Source organism: Streptomyces sp. RKAG293 (assembly GCF_023701745.1).
Classification (GTDB): domain Bacteria; phylum Actinomycetota; class Actinomycetes; order Streptomycetales; family Streptomycetaceae; genus Actinacidiphila.
In genome coordinates, this window is record NZ_JAJOZB010000001.1 from 4,679,402 (window position 1) to 4,697,578 (window position 18,177).

Genomic DNA, 18,177 nt, shown 5'->3' on the forward strand with positions numbered 1-18,177 from the left:
ATCGACACCATCGGCTTCCAGGTGAAGGGCGCCGCCCGCGCGGAGCTGGAGTGCGTCGCCCGGGCCGGACACGGCGCGTACTACGACGCCCCCGACGCCGCGGCGCTCGCCCGGCAGCTGGTGCGCGCGTCACAGCTCAGCGCCGACGCCTACCGCTTCGACGGCACCCGCATCACCGGGGGCACGACGGCCGCACGGGCGGCGGCCGTCGCGCCGGGGCAGTACCTGGACACCATCGGGCCCGGAGAGACCCGCTGGTACGCGGCGGGCCTGGACGCCACCGCCACCGCGGTCCTCGCGGTGACCGCGGTCCCGCAGCCGGGCGTCAAGGTCGGCTACGGGGACGGCATCGAGCTGAAGGCGGCGTCGGCCGGCCAGTACGCGTTCACCTGCGACACCGGATCCGCGCACTTCGGGCAGGACGAGGGCGCGATGATCGTCACCGCGGCGGTGAGCCGGGTGCCGACCGCCAAGGGCGACGGCAGCTGTGACAAGGCCGGCCCGTATCTGCTCTCGGTGCACCGGACCAGCGCCCCCGGCTCCGACCAGGGCCGGTGGCCGATCGAGATCCGGTACGGGAGCGAGGCGCCGCTCAAGGCCGGGACCACGCCCGCGGCCGCCGAGACCGGGTACGGCGACAAGCCCGCGCCGCTCGCAGGCGACCCGAAGGACATCACGGGCGGCACCGGCTTCAACGACGCGGCCGCGCTCACCAAGGGCGTCTGGCGCGACAAGCTGCTGCCCGCACAGACCCGCTTCTACAAGGTGCGGCTGGGCTGGGGACAACAGCTGAGCTATGCGGCCGAGTTCGCCAACGAGCCGGTGCTGGACGACGCGTCCGCGGCCTCCGTCTGGAGCTACGTCGAGACGGGGACGTACGGGCCGGGCCGGCAGCCGGTGCGCGACGCCTCCGGCGGCGACGACCACCGCAGCTACACCGGCAAGCCCCTGTCCGTGGGGCTCGGGACGGTACCGGTGACCTGGACCAACCGCTGGGTCGTCGGCGGCTCGGCCCCCGCGGTGCACAGTGCCGGGGACTACTACATCGCCGTGTCGCTCGGCCCGAAGGCCGCGCGGCTGGCGAGGAACGCGGCGGTCGGCGTCGTCCTGCGGGTCGATGTGACGGGCGACGAACTGGCCGGGCCGCAGTACCAGGCACCGGCTCTGGCCAAGGGCCAGACCAAGGACGACGGCAAGGACGGCGGACAGGACGGCGGACCGGACGCCGGGAAGGCTGCCGGCAAGGGCGGCGATTCGGCTGCGGGCCGCGACAGCGGCGGCTCGGACGGGGGAGGATTCATGACCGGATTCATGACCGGCAAGGACATGATCGCGGCAGGAGCGGGCGGGGCGGTCGCGCTCGCGGCCGTCGGCGGGGTGGCGCTGGTGCGCCGGACGAAGAGGGGCGGAGCGTAATGCGCGGACGCGGACTGTTGGTGGCGGTTGCGGTGGCCGGCGTGACGCTCGCCGGGCTGCAGGGCACGGCACTGGCGGACACCGCCGTGCCCGTGTGGCAGCCGCAGGGCACGGCGGTGAAGGGCGCGGCCACGACGGCCGAGGCCCAGGCGCTCACGCCGGGCGGCACCTACAAGGACACCCTCAAGGTGGGCGACACCAAGTACTACGGCGTGGACCTGGACGCGAAGTCCTCGGCGTACCTTTCGGCGTTCGCCGTTCCGAAGCCGGGCGCCAAGGTCGCCTACGGGGACGGCATCGACCTCAAGCTGCAGAGTGCCGACGGCACCGACTGCGACAGCTTCGACGCGCACTTCGACAACGACGGGGCGGCGCGGCCGGTCGGCGGCTACACGGCGCGGACCATCGAGAAGGACGGGCGGTGCCAGGAGGCCAACCGCTACACCCTGCAGATCAAGCGGGAGAGCGCCGGGACCTCGGACCCGGCTGAGTGGCCCGTCGAGATCCGTTTCATGTCGGAGCCGGCCCTCAAGGCCGACGCCAAGCCCGCGCCCGCCTCCAGCGCCACGGAGGCGTCTCCCACGCCGGTGACCGGAACGCCCAAGCCGGCGCAGGGCGGCACCAGCTTCAACGATGCGGCGGCCATCAAGAGCGGCATCTGGAACGACAAGGTGCTGCCCGGCGAGACCCGCTTCTACAAGGTGCCGGTGGACTGGGGCCAGCACGCGGTCCTCTTCGCCGACTTCGCCAACGCGCCCGCGGCCAAGGAGAACGGCTTCCAGAGCGCCGGGGTGCGGGTCGACGCGTACAACCCCGCCCGCGGCCACATCGACGACGACACGGAGTCCTACGCGGGCAAGCAGACGTCGATCACCGGCCAGACCGTACCGGTCTCGTACGCCAACCGGTTCGAGAGCGGCAGCAAGGTCTCGGCCACCCGGTTCGCGGGCTGGTACTACTTCGCGGTCAGCGTGCACCCGGGCGTCAAGGACGTGGTGAACGGCCCGATCGGCGTCACTCTGCGGCTGGACGTCAAGGGGGCGGTGACTCCTTCGCCGGGGTACGACGGTGACGCGGCCAAGGCCGGGTTCAGCATCAGCGGCGACGATCTGGCGAAGGCCGACGGCACCGCCACGGGTGGCGGTTCGAGCTCCACGATGCGGCTGGTGGCGTTCGCGGCGCTCGGGGCGGGCACGGTCCTGCTGCTGAGTCTGGCGGTGTGGCTGGTGGCGGCGCGGCGGCGGGTTGCTGTTCCTCAGGCGCCGCCGCAGTCGCAGGCGCCGCAGTCGGGGTACGGGCCGCCGCCTGCTTGGTAGCTGAACTCAGGCCGCTGTCAGCGCCCAGATGCCCACCGCGAAGCAGAGCGCGGCGACGATCAGGATCGGGATCACCAGCTTGGCCGGTGGTCCCGGTCGGCGTGTCTGCGGAACCGGTTGCAGAGCGGGGGGCGGTGTGGGGGGTACCGCCGCTGTGTACGGGCGGGTGGGTTCCGGTAGCTGGGGCGGGCCTGTGGGTGCCTCTGCCGCGGGTTGGGCCGGTCCTGTCTGGAGGTGGCTCTGGGACGCTGCTGCCGCCGTGTACGGGTTGTGGGCGGGGGGCGGTGGGGTCTGTGTTCCCGTCTGGGGGTAGCCGTACGCGGGCGGCTGCTGCGGTGCGTACTCCGGGGACGGGGACGGGGACGGTACCGGGGCCGGTGGCGGCTGGGGCGCCGGGAGGTGGAAGCTGCTGGTTTCCTCGGCCCGGGCCCGACGCCGCTTCCGGTGCGGGCCCTGGGCGTCGAAGCCCTCCGGCAGTGGGCCGATCTGGTCGAAGACCTCGACCGGCTCGTCGTCCAGACCGGGCACCGACAGCAGCTCGACCACGGCGGAGAGCGCCTTGCGGGCGCCGGTGGCGGTGCGGAAGCGGGCGTCCGGGTCGGGTTGCAGCAGATTGCCGATGACCTGCCACATCGGCTCGGGCACACCCTGCGGGGCGCGCGGGACGCCCTCGTTCAGGTAGCGCTCGTAGATCGCCTGGGCGTCCGGCTTCTGCCCGCTGAGCAGGTAGAGGGCGACCAGGCCGACCGCGTACAGATCGGCCGGGAAGTCGGGTTCCGCGCCCATCATCTGCTCGGGCGCGAAGTAGCCCGGGGTGCCGACGACGTAGTTGACCTCGGTCAGCCGCGGCTCGCCCTTGCGCATGGCGATGCCGAAGTCCGACAGCCGCAGGTGCGGCTGGCCGGTGCCGGTGGCCTCCAGCAGGATGTTGGCGGGCTTGATGTCCCGGTGCACGACGCCTTCGGCGTGGACGGCCGTCAGCCCGGAGAGCAGCTGGTCGAGCAGGGCGCACACGAAGTGCGGGGGCAGCGGCCCGTAGTCACCGATCAGGTGGGAGAGCGATCCGCCGCGGACCAGGTCCATGGTGAACAGGACCTTGTCGTCGTCGGCGGCCCAGCTGGCGGGCGCCAGGACGTGCGGATGGTCGATCCGCATCGCCTGCTCGCGGACGAAGCGCAGCAGGGCGTGCGCGTCGCTCTGCTGGAGGACCTTCGCCGCGACATAGCGTCCCCGCCGGTGGTCCCAGGAACGCCAGACCGCGCCCGAGCCGCCCCGTCCGATCGGGTCCACCAGCTCGTACCGGCCTGCGAAGACCTCACCCATGGTCTGCGACCCGCCCCCTGCTCATCCGGTCAGCCCTGGTGCGCCTCGTAGTGGGCGATCGCTTCCGCGGTGCGCCCGGCGCCGTACACATGGAGGAACTCTGCCAGTTGTGGATGGCTGGACGCGAGGGTGTTCGCCGCTTCCGCAATCTCTTCGGCGGACGCGACGGCCCGCAGCAGCGACTGGATGTCCCGTACGACGTGCCGGGCGGCGCCGGCGGCGGAGCCCGAGGAGGAGCTGTGGGTGGTGCCGGTGAGGACGGAGGAGCCGGACGACTGCCGGATGTCGTCCATCCGCGAGGTCGCCTCGGAGGACGTCACGCTGCCGTCCGCGACATGCCCGGCGAGATCCTGGAGTGCTTGCAGCCGCTGGACGACGGCCGGGTTGCCGATCTTCGCGCGCTGACCGCTCATCAGCTGCGAGAGCATCGGCGCGGAGAGCCCCAGCACCCCCGCCAGGCGCGCCTGGTTCAGCCCGAGATCGCCGATGAGGCGGCGGAAGAGGTCGCCGAGCGGCTCGCCGTACCAATTGCGCTGCAGCTCCTGCGCGCGGCTGGCGGCGTCGTGCGGAGAGGGGTCCATACGCACTCCTGTTTGCGGCCGTGAATCCTGCAAAGCATCCTACGGACCGGGATACTGGGTCGGGGTCGCGTCCCGGAACGGGTACGCTGTTCTGCGAAGAGGGGCCTTAGCTCAGTTGGTAGAGCGCTGCCTTTGCAAGGCAGATGTCAGGAGTTCGAATCTCCTAGGCTCCACAGTGTTGATCAGCGCGGGACCGTCAGCGGTCCCGCGCTGATTTGCGTATCGGATCACCATCCGGTGCTGCACAATCGGGGGCGTGATGTTCGGCATCCTTGGCGCGACGCAGGTCTGGAACGCGGACGGCAGCGCGGTCGCGCTGGGTGGGCCGCGGCGCCGGGCGCTGCTGGCGCTGCTGTTGCTCGACGCGGGCCGGGTGGTGACGCCCGAACGGCTGATCGACGGCCTGTACGGGGAGGATCCGCCGGCCGGGGTCGCGAACGCCCTCCAGTCGCAGGTGTCCCGGCTGCGCCAGGTGCTGCCGCAGAAGATCGAGTTCCATCCGGCGGGCTACCGGCTCGCGATCGACCCCGACGACGTCGACTCGCACCGTTTCCAGCGGCTCAGCGCGGAGGGCCGTGACGCGCTGGCAGCGGGCGACCCCGCGCGTGCCGCCGTCCTGCTGCGGGAGGCGCTGGAGCTGTGGCGCGGGCCGGCGCTGGCCGATGTGGACGGCGCTCCGTTCGCGCAGGTGCAGGTGACACGGCTGGAGGAGCTGCGGGTCTCGGCCGCCGAGGACCGGATGGAGGCCGAACTCGCGCTCGGCGGGCACCGGGAGCTGGTCGCCGGGCTGCGGGAGCTCGTCGACGCGCATCCGTTGCGTGAGCGGCTGCGCGGACAGCTGATGCGGGCGCTGTACGGCAGCGGGCGGCAGAGCGAGGCGCTGGAGGCGTACGAGGCGGCGCGCAGCGAGCTCGCCGACACGCTGGGGGCGGATCCGGGACTGGAACTGGCCGCCGTTCACCTGGCGGTGCTGCGCGGGGATCCGGGGCTGACGCCCGCCGCGCACGCGCATGTTCCACGTGGAACATCGCCCACGACGCCCACGACGCCCACGAAGAACGCGAAGAACGCGAAGAACGCGAAGAACGCGACGACCATGCCCTCCGCCTCGGCGACGGCCTCCGCGCCGGCCCGACCGCGGTTCGTGCTGCCCACGCAGCTCACCAGCTTCGTCGGCCGCGACGAGGAGCTGGACCGGATCGGTGCCCAGCTGTCCGAAGGGCGGCTCGTCACCCTCATCGGCCCGGGCGGTGCGGGCAAGACCCGGATCGCGATCGAGGCGGCCGGCCGGTACGGCGGCGAGGCGTGTTTCGTCGAGCTCGCCGGCCTCACCGATGCCGCCGAGGTGCCGCACGCGATCCAGGGCGCGCTCGGACTGCGCGAGGCCGGGGTGATGCCCGGTGCCGGTCCGGCGCCCGATCCGGTCGACCGGGTCACCGCGGCTCTGGCCGACCGCCCGCTGCTGCTCGTGCTGGACAACTGCGAGCACGTCGTCGGCGAGATCGCCAAGATCGTCGGCCGGCTGCTCGGTGACTGCGGACAGCTGCGGGTGCTGGCCACCACCCGTGAACCGCTGGGGATCCCCGGCGAGACGCTCTGCCCGATCCCCCCGTTGCGGCTGCCGCCGCCCGGCACGGATCATGTCGGTGCGCTGGCGTTCCCCGCGGTGCGGCTGTTCACCGAACGGGCCGTCGCCGTGCAGCCCGAGTTCGAGCTGGCCGCCGATCTCGATGCCGTCCTGCGGGTGTGCACGGCGCTCGACGGACTGCCGCTGGCCATCGAGCTGGCCGCCGCCCGGCTGCGTTCGATGTCGGCGTCCGAGATCGCCTCCCGGCTCGGCGTGCTCTCCGCGGCGCCGGAGCAGAGCGAGTACGGGCCCGGGATCCGGCCCGACGAACGGTTCCGTCTGCTGTCGCGCGGCAGCCGGACCGCCCAGCCCCGCCAGAAGACGCTGCGCGGGGTCGTCGACTGGAGCTGGGATCTGCTCACGGAGGCCGAACGCGCCGTCCTGCGCCGGGTCTCGGTCTTCGCCGGCGGCTGGACGCTGGAGGCCGCCGAGGCCGTCTGTGCGGACCGCGCGGCGGACGAGGACGTGACGGGGGACGACACGGCGGACGGCGGCGGGACGCGGGAGGCCGGGGTCGACGCGTTCGACGTGCTCGATCTGATCGACTCGCTCGTCGACAAGTCCCTGGTCGTCGCCCACCGTCCCGAGGGCGCCGACGGGGTCCGCTACCGGATGCTGGAGACGATCCGCGCCTACGGTGCCGAGCGGCTCGCGGAGGCCGGCGAGACCGCGGCCCTGCGCCGCGCCCACGCCCGGTACTTCCTCGGTGTGGCCGCCGCGGCGGAGCCCCATCTGCGGCGCGCGGAACAGCTCGACTGGCTGCGACGGCTCTCCGCCGACCAGGACAACCTGCACACCGCGTTGCGCCGCCGCGTGGAGGACGGCGACGTCGCGATGGCGCTGCGGCTGCTGGCCCCGCTGTCCACGTACTGGCTGCTGCGCGGCGTACGGCTGGAGGGCGCCGGGCCCGCCCGCGAGCTGCTGGACATCATCGGGCCGCAGGCGCCGGAGGGGCTCGACGAGGAGTACGTGCTGTGCGTGCTCGCCGCGGCCAACGGCGTCTCCGACAACCGTGAGCTGGGCGCGCACACGGCGGCCGCCGACGCGGTGATGGCCTCCCTCGACTACATTCCGCAGCGCTTCCCCAGCCTCACCGTCATCTGGGCGATGGCCATGGGCGCGCCCACCGCCGACGCCGCCGAGCTGATCGCGCTCACCCTGGACGAGCCGGGCCGTGACCCCTGGACTGTGGCGCTGCTGCATCTGGGGCAGGGCTACGCGCACTGGATGGTGCGGGGCGACACCGCCCTCGCGGAGCGGGAGTTCACCGCCGGGCTGGCCCGCTTCCGGGTACTCGGCGACCGCTGGGCGATGGCCAACGCGCTGGACGTCCTGGCGCAGCTCGCCGACTGGCAGGGCGACCACGAGCGCGCCGCGGCGCTGACCGATGAGGCGCTCGGCTATGTCGAACCGCTCGGAGCCATCGAGGACATGGCGCAACTGCTGTGCCGGCGGGCCGAACGCAGTGCCCGCGACGGAGACACCGGGGCGGCCCGCGCCGACTACGAGCGGGTGGTCGAGCTGTCCGGCCGGGCCGGTGCGCCCGACTGCACGGCGCTGGCCCACCTGGGCCTGGGCGAGGTCGCCCGGGCGTGCGGTGAGCTGGCCGAGGCCCGCGCGCTGTGCGAGCTGGCCCTCGGCGAGAGCGGCACCGGGTGGGCCGGTCTCGACATGAACCGTTCGCTGATCTTGATCGGGCTGGCCAGGATCGCCGAGGCCGAGGAGGACCTGGAGCGGGCCCGCGGCTACTACCGCCAGGTCCCCGGGGGCGAGTTGGTGAGCCGCAACGGCCCGGTCGCCGCGAGCTTCGCCGAGGCGCTGGCCGGCCTGGCGCTGCTGGACGGCGGACCGGAGCGGGCCGCGCTGCTGCTCGGCGTCGCCCGGACGCTGCGCGGCGCCGAGGTGCCGCCCGACCGGGACACCGTCCGGGCCGGCGCCGCCGCCCGCGCCGCGCTCGGCGAAACGGCCTTCGCCGCGGCGCACGCCCGCGGTGTCGCGCTCTCCCGTGAACAGACGGTCGTGGCGCTGACCGACTTCGACGCTGCGCGGTAAGCGAACGGTCAGTGACCGGTCAGAACGCTCTGACACAGTCACCGGCATGACGAAGAATCAGCAGGCGGCGCAGCGTGCGCAGACCTCCACGACTCCCTTGGATCCCCGGCGTTGGGCGGTACTGGCGATCTGCTGTGTGGCCGCGGCGCTTCTCGGTATCGACACCAGCGTGCTCAACTACGCGATCCCCTCGCTCGTCACCGACCTGAAGCCGTCGGGCACCGAGATCCTGTGGATAGCGGACATCTACGGGTTCGCCCTCGGCGGCCTGCTGGTGGTGATGGGCAACCTCGGTGACCGGATAGGCCGCAAGAAGCTGCTGCTGCTGGGCGCCGGCGCCTTCGGGGTGGCCTCGGTCCTCACCGCGTACGCCACCAGCCCGGAGATGCTCATCGGCGCCCGTGCGCTGCTGGGGGTGGCCGGCGCGACGATCATGCCGTCGACGCTGTCGATCGTCCGCAACGTGTTCACCGATCCCCGCGAGCGCACCACGGCCGTGGGCATCTCCGGCGGCGTCGGGGCGGGCAGCTTCGCGCTCGGCCCGGTCGTCGGCGGCGCGCTGCTGGACCACTTCTGGTGGGGTTCGGTCTTCCTGATCAACGTCCCGGTCCTGCTGGCGGTCCTGATCGCCGGTGCGATCGTGCTCCCCGAGTCCCGCAACCCCGACCCGGGACGGCTGGACTGGATCAGCGTCCCGCTCTCGATCGCCGGTCTGCTGGGTGTCATCTTCGCCATCAAGACGGCCGCCCGTGACGGTGTGCACGAGCCGTCGGTGTGGATCGCCGCCGCGATCGGCGCCGGCTGCCTGATCGTCTTCCTCCGGCGTCAGACCCGTATCGCCTCACCGCTGCTGGACATCAGGCTCTTCCGCAACCCGGCCTTCACCGGCTCCGTCAGCGCCAACCTGGTCGCGATCTTCGCCTCGGCCTCGCTCTCGCTGGCCTTCTCGCTCTACTTCCAGGCCGTCCGTGGCTGGTCCCCGCTGATGGCGGGCCTGGCGCTGCTCCCCGGCCCGCTGTCCGCCGCCTTCGCCGCGCCGCTGTCCTCCGCCCTGGTACCGAGGATCGGCCGGGCCAAGGTGGTGGCCCTGGGCCTGGTCCTGATGTCGGTCAGCATGGTCGGTCTCGGCCTGGTCACCCCGGACTCCAGCTACTGGCTGCTGCTGCCCGCCCTGATCGTCAACGGTGCGGGCATCACGCTGACGTTCACCGTCACCTTCGACACGGCGATGGCGAGCGTGCCGAAGGAGCGGTCGGGCGCCGCGGCGGCGATCTCCGAGACGGCGATGGAGCTCGGCGGGGCGCTGGGCATCGCGGTCCTCGGCTCGGTACTGACCGGTGTCTACCGCGGCGGTCTCGACCTGCCGGCGGGCATTCCGGCCGGTGCGGCCCAGGCCGCCAGGGAATCGGTCGGCGGGGCGGTCGGGCCCGGCGCGCAGCTGTCCGGCCCGATGGGGCGGCAGGTCGCCGAGACGGCGAGCCAGGCCTTCACCCACAGCATGCACGTCACCACCCTGGCGGGCGCCGGCCTGATCGCCGTCGCGGCGGTCATCGCGTTCTGCACCCTGCGGGGCGTCCCCGCGGTGATCGACGAACCGGCCGACGAGGACGGCGCGAAGGACGGCGCGAAGGACGGTGGGACGGCCGGCGACGTGTCCGACGGGACGGACGGCGCCAGGGAACTGGTCGGCAGCTGACCCGTATCCCCGCGCATGGCGGAGGGCGGGAGACCCTACCGGTCTCCCGCCCTCCGCCATGAGGTGCGTACGCGCTGTATCGATAGGAGGTCCAGGACCCCGGTGCCACCGGCTGCCGGGCCGGCCCGGTTCAGGGGCGGCTCAGGGTCGGGGGCGGCCCGGGATCAGGGGCGGTGCGAGGTCAGGATTCGTCGCCGTGGTCCGGGCGTTCGATCCGGTCCGCCTCGGCCTGCTTCGCCTGCACCTCGGGGTCCAGGGGCTCGACGGGCGAGCCGTCGACCTTGTCGAGCGGGTCGGCCTTGTCCGTACGGTCCATGCCGACGAGGGTCGGGCCGCTGCCGTTGAGCGTGGCACGGTCCGCGACCTCGGTCGGCGGAGCGGGCTCGACCAGCCAGTCCGGGTTGGTCTGCTTGCTCCACCACTTCCACGCGGCGAAACCGGCCCCGCTGATCACGCCGAGCACCACAAGGCGCTTGAACGCCTTGCCCGCCTTGGCGCGGCGCCGGTGCTGCCGGCCCAGCTTGTCGATCTCGGCGATGGACACCCTGCCCTGCAGTGCGGCCAGGGCGGCCGCGCCACGTGCCACGGCCTCGTCACGGGCGGGGCCCGCGGCGGCACGGGTGACCTCCACCGCGTGTCCGACCCGGGGGGCCGCGTACTCGTTGGCCTGGCGCGCGGTCAGCGCGGCCTTGACGGCCGCGGTGTCCACGGCCGAAGCGACCTTGGGCGGTAGTGCGGCATGTGCCTTCTGCGCGGCGGTCGCCACTCGGGGCGTCAGCCAGATCTTTGCCTCGTCCGCGTAGTGCGCGGCGCTGTCCTTGGCGGTGACGGCGTATGGAGCGACCACCTCAGCGGCGTGCTGCATGCTGTCCTTGGTCTGCCCGGCTGCGTTGCGCACGCTGTCGATGCGGGTCACAGGAACCTCCTCCTCGGTGGCGTACGGTTTTCGCCTATCCACCCGATTTGAAATCATGCCTGTTTACGGCCGGTCCGGCATGTGCGACCGGGCATATGGGTCAAGGCGGGACACACGGAGAGCTTCCACCGACGATGCCACGATGCGCGCCGGTACGCGATAGAGATGCGCGCCGGTACGCGATGGAGATGCGCGCCGGTACGCGATGGAGATGCGCGCCGGTACGCGATGGAGATGCGCGCCGGTACGCGATGGAGCCGGGGAAGCCGACGGCCACTCCTCGTCCGTGCGAGGATTTGTCCCTGTCAGCGAAGACTATGGAAGGTAGATCGTGGCCGAGCAGCTCTATGCGACCCTGAAGACCAACCACGGGGACATCGAGGTCCGGCTCCTGCCGAACCACGCACCGAAGACCGTGAAGAACTTCGTCGAGCTCGCCGAGGGCACGCGTGAGTGGACCGACCCGAAGACCGGCAAGCCGACCAACGCGAAGCTGTACGACGGCACGGTCTTCCACCGTGTGATCACCGGCTTCATGATCCAGGGCGGCGACCCGCTGGGCAACGGCACCGGCGGTCCCGGCTACGAGTTCGCGGACGAGTTCCACCCCGACCTCGGGTTCGACAAGCCCTACCTGCTGGCGATGGCCAACGCGGGCCCGGGCACCAACGGCTCGCAGTTCTTCATCACCGTCTCCCCGACCACGTGGCTGACCCGCAAGCACAGCATCTTCGGCGAGGTCACCGATGTGGCCAGCCAGAAGGTCGTGGACGCGATCATCGCCACCCCGACCAACCCGCGCACCGACCGCCCGGTGCAGGACGTCGTCATCGAGTCGGTCGTGATCGAGACCCGCGAGGGCTGATCGCGCCGTACTCTTCGGGAACACTGCGCCCTGCCCGTCCGTATGGAGGGGCAGGGCGACGCGCGTCCCCAGGAAGAGGACCTCATGGACCAGGCGGTCTACTGCTACCGGCACCCCGATCGCGAGACCGGCATCCGCTGCACCCGTTGCGAACGGCCGATCTGCCCGGAATGCATGGTCAGCGCCTCGGTGGGCTTCCAGTGCCCGGAGTGCCTGGGCGAGGCCCGGCGGACGACGCCCGCGCCGCGTACGGTCGTGGGCGGCACGGTGGCCGCCGACCCGCACCTGGTCACGAAGATCCTCATCGGGCTGAACCTGGCGGTCTTCGTGCTGGTGCAGGCGCTCGGCGACCGGCTCGCCGGCGACCTGTCGCTGTACGCGTACTGCGACCCCGTCGTGCGGCAGTACTGCATCGGCGTCTCCGAGGGCCCCGACCAGTGGTACCGGCTGATCAGCTCGGTCTTCGCGCACCAGGAGTACTGGCACATCGGCTTCAACATGCTGACGCTGTGGTGGATCGGCGCACCGCTGGAGGCCACGCTCGGCCGGGCCCGCTATCTGGCGCTGTATCTGATCTCGGGGCTCGGCGGCAGTGCTCTGGTGCTGCTGCTCGCCCCGTACCCGGGTGCGCTGGGGGCCTCCGGGGCGATCTTCGGCCTCTTCGGGGCCACCGCCGTCTTCATGCGGCGCAGCCGGATGGACATGCGGCCGATCCTGATCCTGCTCGGGCTGAACCTGTTCTTCAGTTTCACCTGGTCGAACGTCAGCTGGCAGGGCCACCTCGGCGGCCTTGCGGCCGGCACGGTGATCGCGATCGGGATGGCGTACGCACCGCGCGAGCGGCGCGATCTGGTGCAGTGGGGGACCTGTGCGGCGGTGCTGGCGGCCACCCTCGTGGCCAGCTGGATCGCCGTGGCTCAGATCACCGCCTGAAGGGCGTTACCACTGGCGTTGATCAGACGTTATCCACAACGAGTACCCGATCCTGTGCACCCTGTGGGGAACGTGTGTGCGTGCGGTCACCGCATCGTGTTTTCCCTGCAAGATCAACGAAAGACCGGTGGCCGACACATCGGCCACCGGTCACACCGGCGTCAACCTCGTAGAGGTTATCCACAGATCTTCCGACCTTTTCCCCACTGTGGATAACCGTGTGGACAACTCTGGGGAGAACCGTCCGGGCCAGCTCGGGAGCCGGCTACTTCCACTGCGTGGAGACCACGAATCCGCCCGCGATGAAGCCGAAGCCCACCACGATGTTCCAGTTCCCCAGCGCGTCGATCGGCAGGCTGCCCTGCGTGACGTAGAAGAGGACGATCCAGGCCAGACCGATGACGAAGAACGCCAGCATCAGAGGTGCGACCCAGTTGAAGCCGGACTTGAGCTTTATCGACTGCGTCTTCTCCGGCGGCGGAGTGAAGTCGGCCTTCTTGCGGATCCGTGACTTCGGCACGAGGAACTCTCCTGTCGATGCGCTGCGTAACCGCGCGGGGATGTCGGGGATGTGAGGCTGGCCGGGCGGGTGGGGGCACCACCGCGGACGGGCGTCCGTTAGCGTAGTGCTTCCTCGGGTGTGAAGGAGACAAGGGTACGGTGACCGATTCCGGCGACGCGCCCCCCTCCCGTCCTTCTCCCGCTCGTCCTTCCACCCGCACCGTAGTACTGCGGACGCTCAGTGCGGGAGTCTTCGCGCTGGCCGGACTGATCTTCTGGATGAGCTTCGACACGGCCAAGGGCGTCAACATCCGCAGCGACGACCCGCTGCCCAAGCTCTCGGACAACGTGCGCAAGCAGAGCAGCCGGAACCAGGAGCTGGAGAAGCAGCTCACCGCGGTCCGGAACGATGTCGACACCCTCACCCGGCAGGGCGTCGGCGCCACCGACGCGAACCGCAAGCAGCTCGATCTGCTCGAAGAGGAAGCCGGCACGAAGGCGCTGACCGGACCGGCACTGAACGTCACCCTCAACGACGCCCCGCCGAACGCCACCGCGCTCGTCCCCGGCGTGCCCGACCCGGCGCCCAACGACCTGGTCATCCACCAGCAGGACCTGCAGGCCGTGGTCAACGCGCTGTGGGAGGGCGGGGCCGAGGGCATCCGGGTCATGGACCAGCGGCTGATCTCCACCAGCGCGGTCCGCTGCGTCGGCAACACCCTGATCCTGCAGGGCCGCGTCTACTCCCCGCCGTACAGAATCACCGCTGTGGGTGACCAGAAGAAGCTGCGCGCCGCCATCGACCGGAACGCGACCATCCAGAACTACCTCCAGTACGTCAACGCCTATGGGCTCGGCTGGAAAGTGGAGGCGGACAACCGGGTGACTCTTCCCGGCTACTCCGGCACAGTGGATCTCCACTACGCGAAGCCCGTCTCCTGACCGGATTCGCGACCGGCGGCGGGCGAGGGGGCGGGGGCGCCGATGACGATCCGGCTGGTGGTGCGGACGCTCAGCGAACTGTGCGTCACCGCGGGTGCGTTGATCGTGCTCTTCGTCGTCTACCTCCTGTTCTGGACCGGTGTGCGCGCGGACAGCGCGATGAACGGCGAGCTCGACCGGCTGCAGAACACCTGGGCCACCGGCTCCCTGGCCCCCGCGGAACCCACCCCCGCCCCGACCGCGACCAGCGGCACGCCGTCCGCCGCCCCGCCCGCCCCGGCACCGGCGCCGTACCGGAACGGCACGTCGTTCGCCGTCATGTACATCCCGCGGCTCGGCTCCGGCTGGCACAAGCCCGTCCTGCAGGGCACCGGCACCGGCGTGCTGAAGAAGGGGCTGGGGCACTACACGGGCACCGCGCGGCTCGGGGAGACCGGCAACTTCTCGGTGGCCGGCCACCGGCGCACCTACGGCGACCCCTTCAAGGACTTCCCCAAGCTGCGCAAGGGCGACCGCGTCTACCTCTTCGACGGCACGTCCTGGTACACGTACGTCCTGGACCGCGACCCCTTCCGTACCGTCCCCACCGACGTCGGCGTCATCGACCCGGTGCCGAGGGAGTCCGGCTGGACCGCGCCGGGCCGCTATCTGACGCTGACGACCTGCGACCCCGAGTGGGGCCACAGCCACCGGCTGATCGCCTGGGCGCACCTGGAGACGGTGAGCCCGGCCGGGCAGGGCGAGCCGAAGGGTTTGTCCGGGTAGGCCACCGGTCCCGCCGATCTCCCCTTACTCTGTTCCGGGGAACCGGGAAGGAAGGCACCGCATGTACGGCTGGATCTGGCGGCATCTGCCGGGCAACGTGTGGCTCAGAGCGCTGATCTCGCTCGTGCTCGCACTGGCTGTCGTGTACGTCCTGTTCCAGTACGTCTTCCCGTGGGCCGAACCGCTGCTGCCGTTCAACGACGTGACCGTGGACAACGGTATGAACGCGACGAGCGGTATGAACGCGACGAACGGGATGGCCGCCGTCCGATGACCGCTCGCATCCTCGTGGTGGACAACTACGACAGCTTCGTCTTCAACCTGGTCCAGTACCTCTACCAGCTCGGCGCCGAGTGCGAGGTGCTGCGCAACGACGAGGTCGAGCTCGCGCACGCGCAGGACGGCTTCGACGGGGTGCTGCTCTCCCCCGGGCCCGGCGCGCCGGAGCAGGCCGGGGTCTGTATCGACATGGTCCGGCACTGCGCGGAGACCGGGGTGCCGGTCTTCGGCGTCTGCCTGGGCCTGCAGTCCATGGCCGTCGCCTACGGCGGCGTGGTCGGCCGGGCGCCCGAGCTGCTGCACGGCAAGACCTCGGCCGTGACGCACACCGGCACCGGGGTGTTCGCCGGGCTGCCGTCGCCCTTCACCGCGACGCGCTACCACTCGCTGGCGGTGGAACGGGACACCGTGCCACCGGAGTTCGAGGTCACGGCCTGGACGGACAGCGGCATCATCATGGGGCTGCGGCACCGGGACGCGGCCGTCGAGGGCGTTCAGTTCCACCCCGAGTCGGTCCTCACCGAATGGGGCCATCTGATGCTCGCCAACTGGCTGGTGGCGTGCGGAGACGAAGGCGCCCCCGACCGTTCGACGGGACTGGCGCCCGTGGTCGGCAGGGCCGGGGCGTGACCGGCATCCGCCCGGACGAGCCCCCGTCCTACGAGGACACGGGTCAGTTCGCGGTGGCGGTCGGACAGCTCGCGGACCCGCTCAGCGACCCCCTTCCGGGCCGCGGGCCGCTTCGGCCGGCGCCCGAAGCGACGGAACCCCCTCCCACACCCGCATCACCGTCAACACCCGCACCACCGGCATCTGCCGACGCCTCCGACTCCTCCGGCACCTCCGACGCGGGCCAGGAGGTCATCGGCTCCCCCTGGTTCCGCCCGCACGAGATGCCGCAGCCGGCGTCCCAGCAGGTGCCTCAGCAGACGTCCGTAGCGCCGGAGCAGCAGGTGAGCGCGCCGCCGCCCGCGTACGACACGGCGCCCGCCGCGTACGACGACGCGCCCGCCGCGTACGACGAGGGATACGGTACGGCGTACGAGGGCGGGTACGACAGCGGTTACGACACGGGGACGGCCGTGTCCGCGCCCGCGCCGGTATCCACCCCCACCCCACCCCCACCCCCGTGCCGACGCCGACGCCGACGCCCCCCAGGGTCCGGCGCAGGGGCGTGCCCGGCGAGACGGCGCAGTTCCCCGCCGTGCGCCCGGGCGGAACGCCGGACGAGCCCGCCGGGACGGAAGAGCCCGGTGCGACCGGCGCCGCGGACGAGATCGCGGCCACGGCGGCGGGCGCTCCCGCGACGAGTGCGCCGGCGCCCGGCGGCCGTGCCGAGCGCCGTAAAGCGGCCAAGCAGGGCGCTGGGCACCGTGCCAGGGGCCGGGCGGCCGCCGGGGCCACCACGGCCTCCGAGCCCGTCCAGACGGCTCCGGCGGCTCCGGCGGTCCCCATGACCCGTCTGGAGGCCAGACGGGCGGAGCGGGCGGCCAAGGACAGCGCCGCGGTGATCCTCAGCCGGGTGATCGGCGAGGTGTTCATCTCGGTCGGTGTGCTGATGCTGCTCTTCGTGACGTACCAGCTCTGGTGGACCAACATCCGCGCCCATCAGCAGGCCAGCGGCGCGACCAGCGCGCTGCAGAACCAGTGGAACAACGACACGAGCGCGAAGAAGAACGACGACCGCAAGGCCGACGCCTTCTCCCCCGGCCAGGGCTTCGCGATCATGTACATACCCAAACTGGATGTGAAGGCGCCGATCGCCGAGGGCGTCTCCAAGCACAGCGTCCTGGACAAGGGCATGATCGGCCACTACACGGGTGCGCTGAAGACGGCGATGCCGTGGGACAAGCAGGGCAACTTCGCGCTCGCGGCCCACCGCAACACCCATGGAGAACCGTTCCGCTACATCAACAAGCTGGTGCCGGGCGACAAGATCGTGGTCGAGACCGAGAGCACGTACTACACGTACGAGATGACGAGCGTGCTGCCGAGCACGTCTCCCTCGAACGTCAAGGTCATCCAGCCGGTCCCGCAGGGCTCCGGATTCACCAAGCCGGGCCGCTACATCACCCTGACCACGTGCACCCCGGAGTTCACCAGCACTTACCGGATGATCGTCTGGGGCAAGATGGTCGAGGAACGGCCGCGCAGTCAGGGCAAGCCTGCCGCGCTGCCCGACTGACCGGCCCCGGGCCGGACCACGGACTGCCACAGAACGGAACAGCGGTGACGACGACCAATCGCGGCGGGCGGGGCCCGGTCGCGGCCATCATCAGTGTGATCGGTGAAGTGCTGATCACCACGGGGCTGGTGCTCGCCCTGTTCGTCGTCTACTCGCTGTGGTGGACGAACGTGATAGCCGATCGCCACGCGAAGCGGGACGGCGACAAGGTCCGGCAGGACTGGTCCGCCCCCGGCCCCCGCGGCCTCGACACCAAGGACGGCATCGGCTTCCTCCATGTCCCCGCGATGGGCAGGAACTTCGAGGTCCTGGTCAAGAAGGGCACCGACACCGACATCCTGAACGAGGGCGTCGCCGGCTACTACGACCAGCCCGTCAAGTCGGCCATGCCGTGGGACAAGCAGGGCAACTTCACGCTCGCCGCCCACCGCGACGGCCACGGCGCCAAGTTCCACAACATCGACAAGCTCAAGAACGGCGATCCGGTCGTCTTCGAGGACAAGGACACCTGGTACGTCTACAAGGTCTACTCGGTCCTCGACGAGACCTCGAAGTACAACGTCGGCGTCATCAACCAGATCCCGACGGAGTCCGGCAAGAAGAAGCCCGGCCGCTACATCACCCTCACCACCTGCACCCCCGTCTACACCTCCCGGAACCGCTACGTGGTCTGGGCGGAACTGGTCCGCACCGACAAGGTCGACGCGAACCGCACCCCGCCGGCCGAACTGGGCTGATCGTCACCCGGATTAATGAACATCCAACAATAGGCTGGAATTT

The 18,177-nt window shown here is 71.2% G+C and carries 16 protein-coding genes and 1 tRNA gene; 13 read left to right on the forward strand and 4 right to left on the reverse strand.

What is annotated here, in order from left to right:
* Positions 1–21: 21 nt before the first annotated feature.
* Both LNW72_RS20745 and LNW72_RS20750 read left to right on the forward strand, forming a co-directional pair.
* Positions 22–1,416 carry a hypothetical protein gene (locus tag LNW72_RS20745; RefSeq protein ID WP_308401996.1) on the forward strand — a complete coding sequence of 465 codons (1,395 nt, stop codon included), beginning with the start codon at positions 22–24 and terminating at the stop codon, positions 1,414–1,416.
* Positions 1,416–2,732 (forward strand): hypothetical protein, encoded by a 1,317-nt coding sequence (locus tag LNW72_RS20750; protein ID WP_250976776.1) that lies wholly within the window; start codon positions 1,416–1,418, stop codon positions 2,730–2,732. Before LNW72_RS20745 ends, LNW72_RS20750 begins: the two co-directional genes overlap by 1 nt.
* A gap of 6 nt (positions 2,733–2,738) precedes the next feature.
* Here LNW72_RS20750 and LNW72_RS20755 read toward each other — a convergent pair whose 3' ends face one another.
* Entirely contained in the window at positions 2,739–4,055 is a 1,317-nt protein-coding gene (locus LNW72_RS20755) for a serine/threonine protein kinase (RefSeq protein ID WP_250976777.1), read from the reverse strand.
* A 29-nt stretch (positions 4,056–4,084) separates the two neighbouring features.
* The gene (locus LNW72_RS20760; RefSeq protein WP_138351188.1) at positions 4,085–4,636 is read right to left on the reverse strand and encodes a DNA-binding protein; all 552 of its coding nucleotides are present in this window, start codon (positions 4,634–4,636) and stop codon (positions 4,085–4,087) included.
* A gap of 100 nt (positions 4,637–4,736) precedes the next feature.
* On the opposite strand from LNW72_RS20760, the gene LNW72_RS20765 reads away from it, so the two are divergent.
* From LNW72_RS20765 to LNW72_RS20775, 3 genes are all read left to right on the forward strand, one after another.
* Positions 4,737–4,809: transfer RNA gene (locus LNW72_RS20765), tRNA-Ala, on the forward strand.
* Positions 4,810–4,892: 83 nt separating this feature from the next.
* The gene (locus tag LNW72_RS20770) at positions 4,893–8,315 is read left to right on the forward strand and encodes a BTAD domain-containing putative transcriptional regulator (protein WP_374117297.1); all 3,423 of its coding nucleotides are present in this window, start codon (positions 4,893–4,895) and stop codon (positions 8,313–8,315) included.
* A gap of 46 nt (positions 8,316–8,361) precedes the next feature.
* Complete coding sequence (locus LNW72_RS20775) at positions 8,362–10,011, forward strand: MFS transporter (protein WP_250976779.1); 1,650 nt, start codon at positions 8,362–8,364, stop codon at positions 10,009–10,011.
* 181 nt (positions 10,012–10,192) lie between these two features.
* On the opposite strand, the gene LNW72_RS20780 is transcribed toward LNW72_RS20775, so the two are convergent.
* Positions 10,193–10,927 (reverse strand): DUF5324 family protein, encoded by a 735-nt coding sequence (locus tag LNW72_RS20780; protein WP_250976780.1) that lies wholly within the window; start codon positions 10,925–10,927, stop codon positions 10,193–10,195.
* A 331-nt stretch (positions 10,928–11,258) separates the two neighbouring features.
* On the opposite strand from LNW72_RS20780, the gene LNW72_RS20785 reads away from it, so the two are divergent.
* Entirely contained in the window at positions 11,259–11,792 is a 534-nt protein-coding gene (locus LNW72_RS20785; protein ID WP_250976781.1) for a peptidylprolyl isomerase, read from the forward strand.
* 84 nt (positions 11,793–11,876) lie between these two features.
* Positions 11,877–12,725, forward strand: coding sequence for a rhomboid family intramembrane serine protease (locus LNW72_RS20790; protein ID WP_250976782.1), 849 nt, complete (start codon positions 11,877–11,879; stop codon positions 12,723–12,725).
* Between the two features lie 265 nt (positions 12,726–12,990).
* On the opposite strand, the gene crgA is transcribed toward LNW72_RS20790, so the two are convergent.
* Positions 12,991–13,245 carry a cell division protein CrgA gene (gene crgA, locus LNW72_RS20795; protein WP_250976783.1) on the reverse strand — a complete coding sequence of 85 codons (255 nt, stop codon included), beginning with the start codon at positions 13,243–13,245 and terminating at the stop codon, positions 12,991–12,993.
* 140 nt (positions 13,246–13,385) lie between these two features.
* Here crgA and LNW72_RS20800 point away from each other — a divergent pair, with 140 nt between their 5' ends.
* The 6 genes from LNW72_RS20800 (at position 13,386) to LNW72_RS20825 (ending at position 18,134) form a co-directional block, all read left to right on the forward strand.
* Entirely contained in the window at positions 13,386–14,168 is a 783-nt protein-coding gene (locus LNW72_RS20800; protein ID WP_250976784.1) for a DUF881 domain-containing protein, read from the forward strand.
* Positions 14,169–14,210: 42 nt separating this feature from the next.
* Complete coding sequence (locus LNW72_RS20805) at positions 14,211–14,933, forward strand: class E sortase (protein WP_250976785.1); 723 nt, start codon at positions 14,211–14,213, stop codon at positions 14,931–14,933.
* 61 nt (positions 14,934–14,994) lie between these two features.
* Entirely contained in the window at positions 14,995–15,207 is a 213-nt protein-coding gene (locus LNW72_RS20810; RefSeq protein WP_250976786.1) for a hypothetical protein, read from the forward strand.
* Positions 15,204–15,842 (forward strand): aminodeoxychorismate/anthranilate synthase component II, encoded by a 639-nt coding sequence (locus LNW72_RS20815; RefSeq protein ID WP_250976787.1) that lies wholly within the window; start codon positions 15,204–15,206, stop codon positions 15,840–15,842. The genes LNW72_RS20810 and LNW72_RS20815 overlap by 4 nt, the downstream gene beginning before the upstream one ends.
* A 544-nt stretch (positions 15,843–16,386) precedes the next feature.
* Entirely contained in the window at positions 16,387–17,397 is a 1,011-nt protein-coding gene (locus LNW72_RS41700) for a class E sortase (protein WP_250976788.1), read from the forward strand.
* 44 nt (positions 17,398–17,441) lie between these two features.
* Entirely contained in the window at positions 17,442–18,134 is a 693-nt protein-coding gene (locus LNW72_RS20825; protein WP_250976789.1) for a class E sortase, read from the forward strand.
* Positions 18,135–18,177 lie beyond the last annotated feature (43 nt).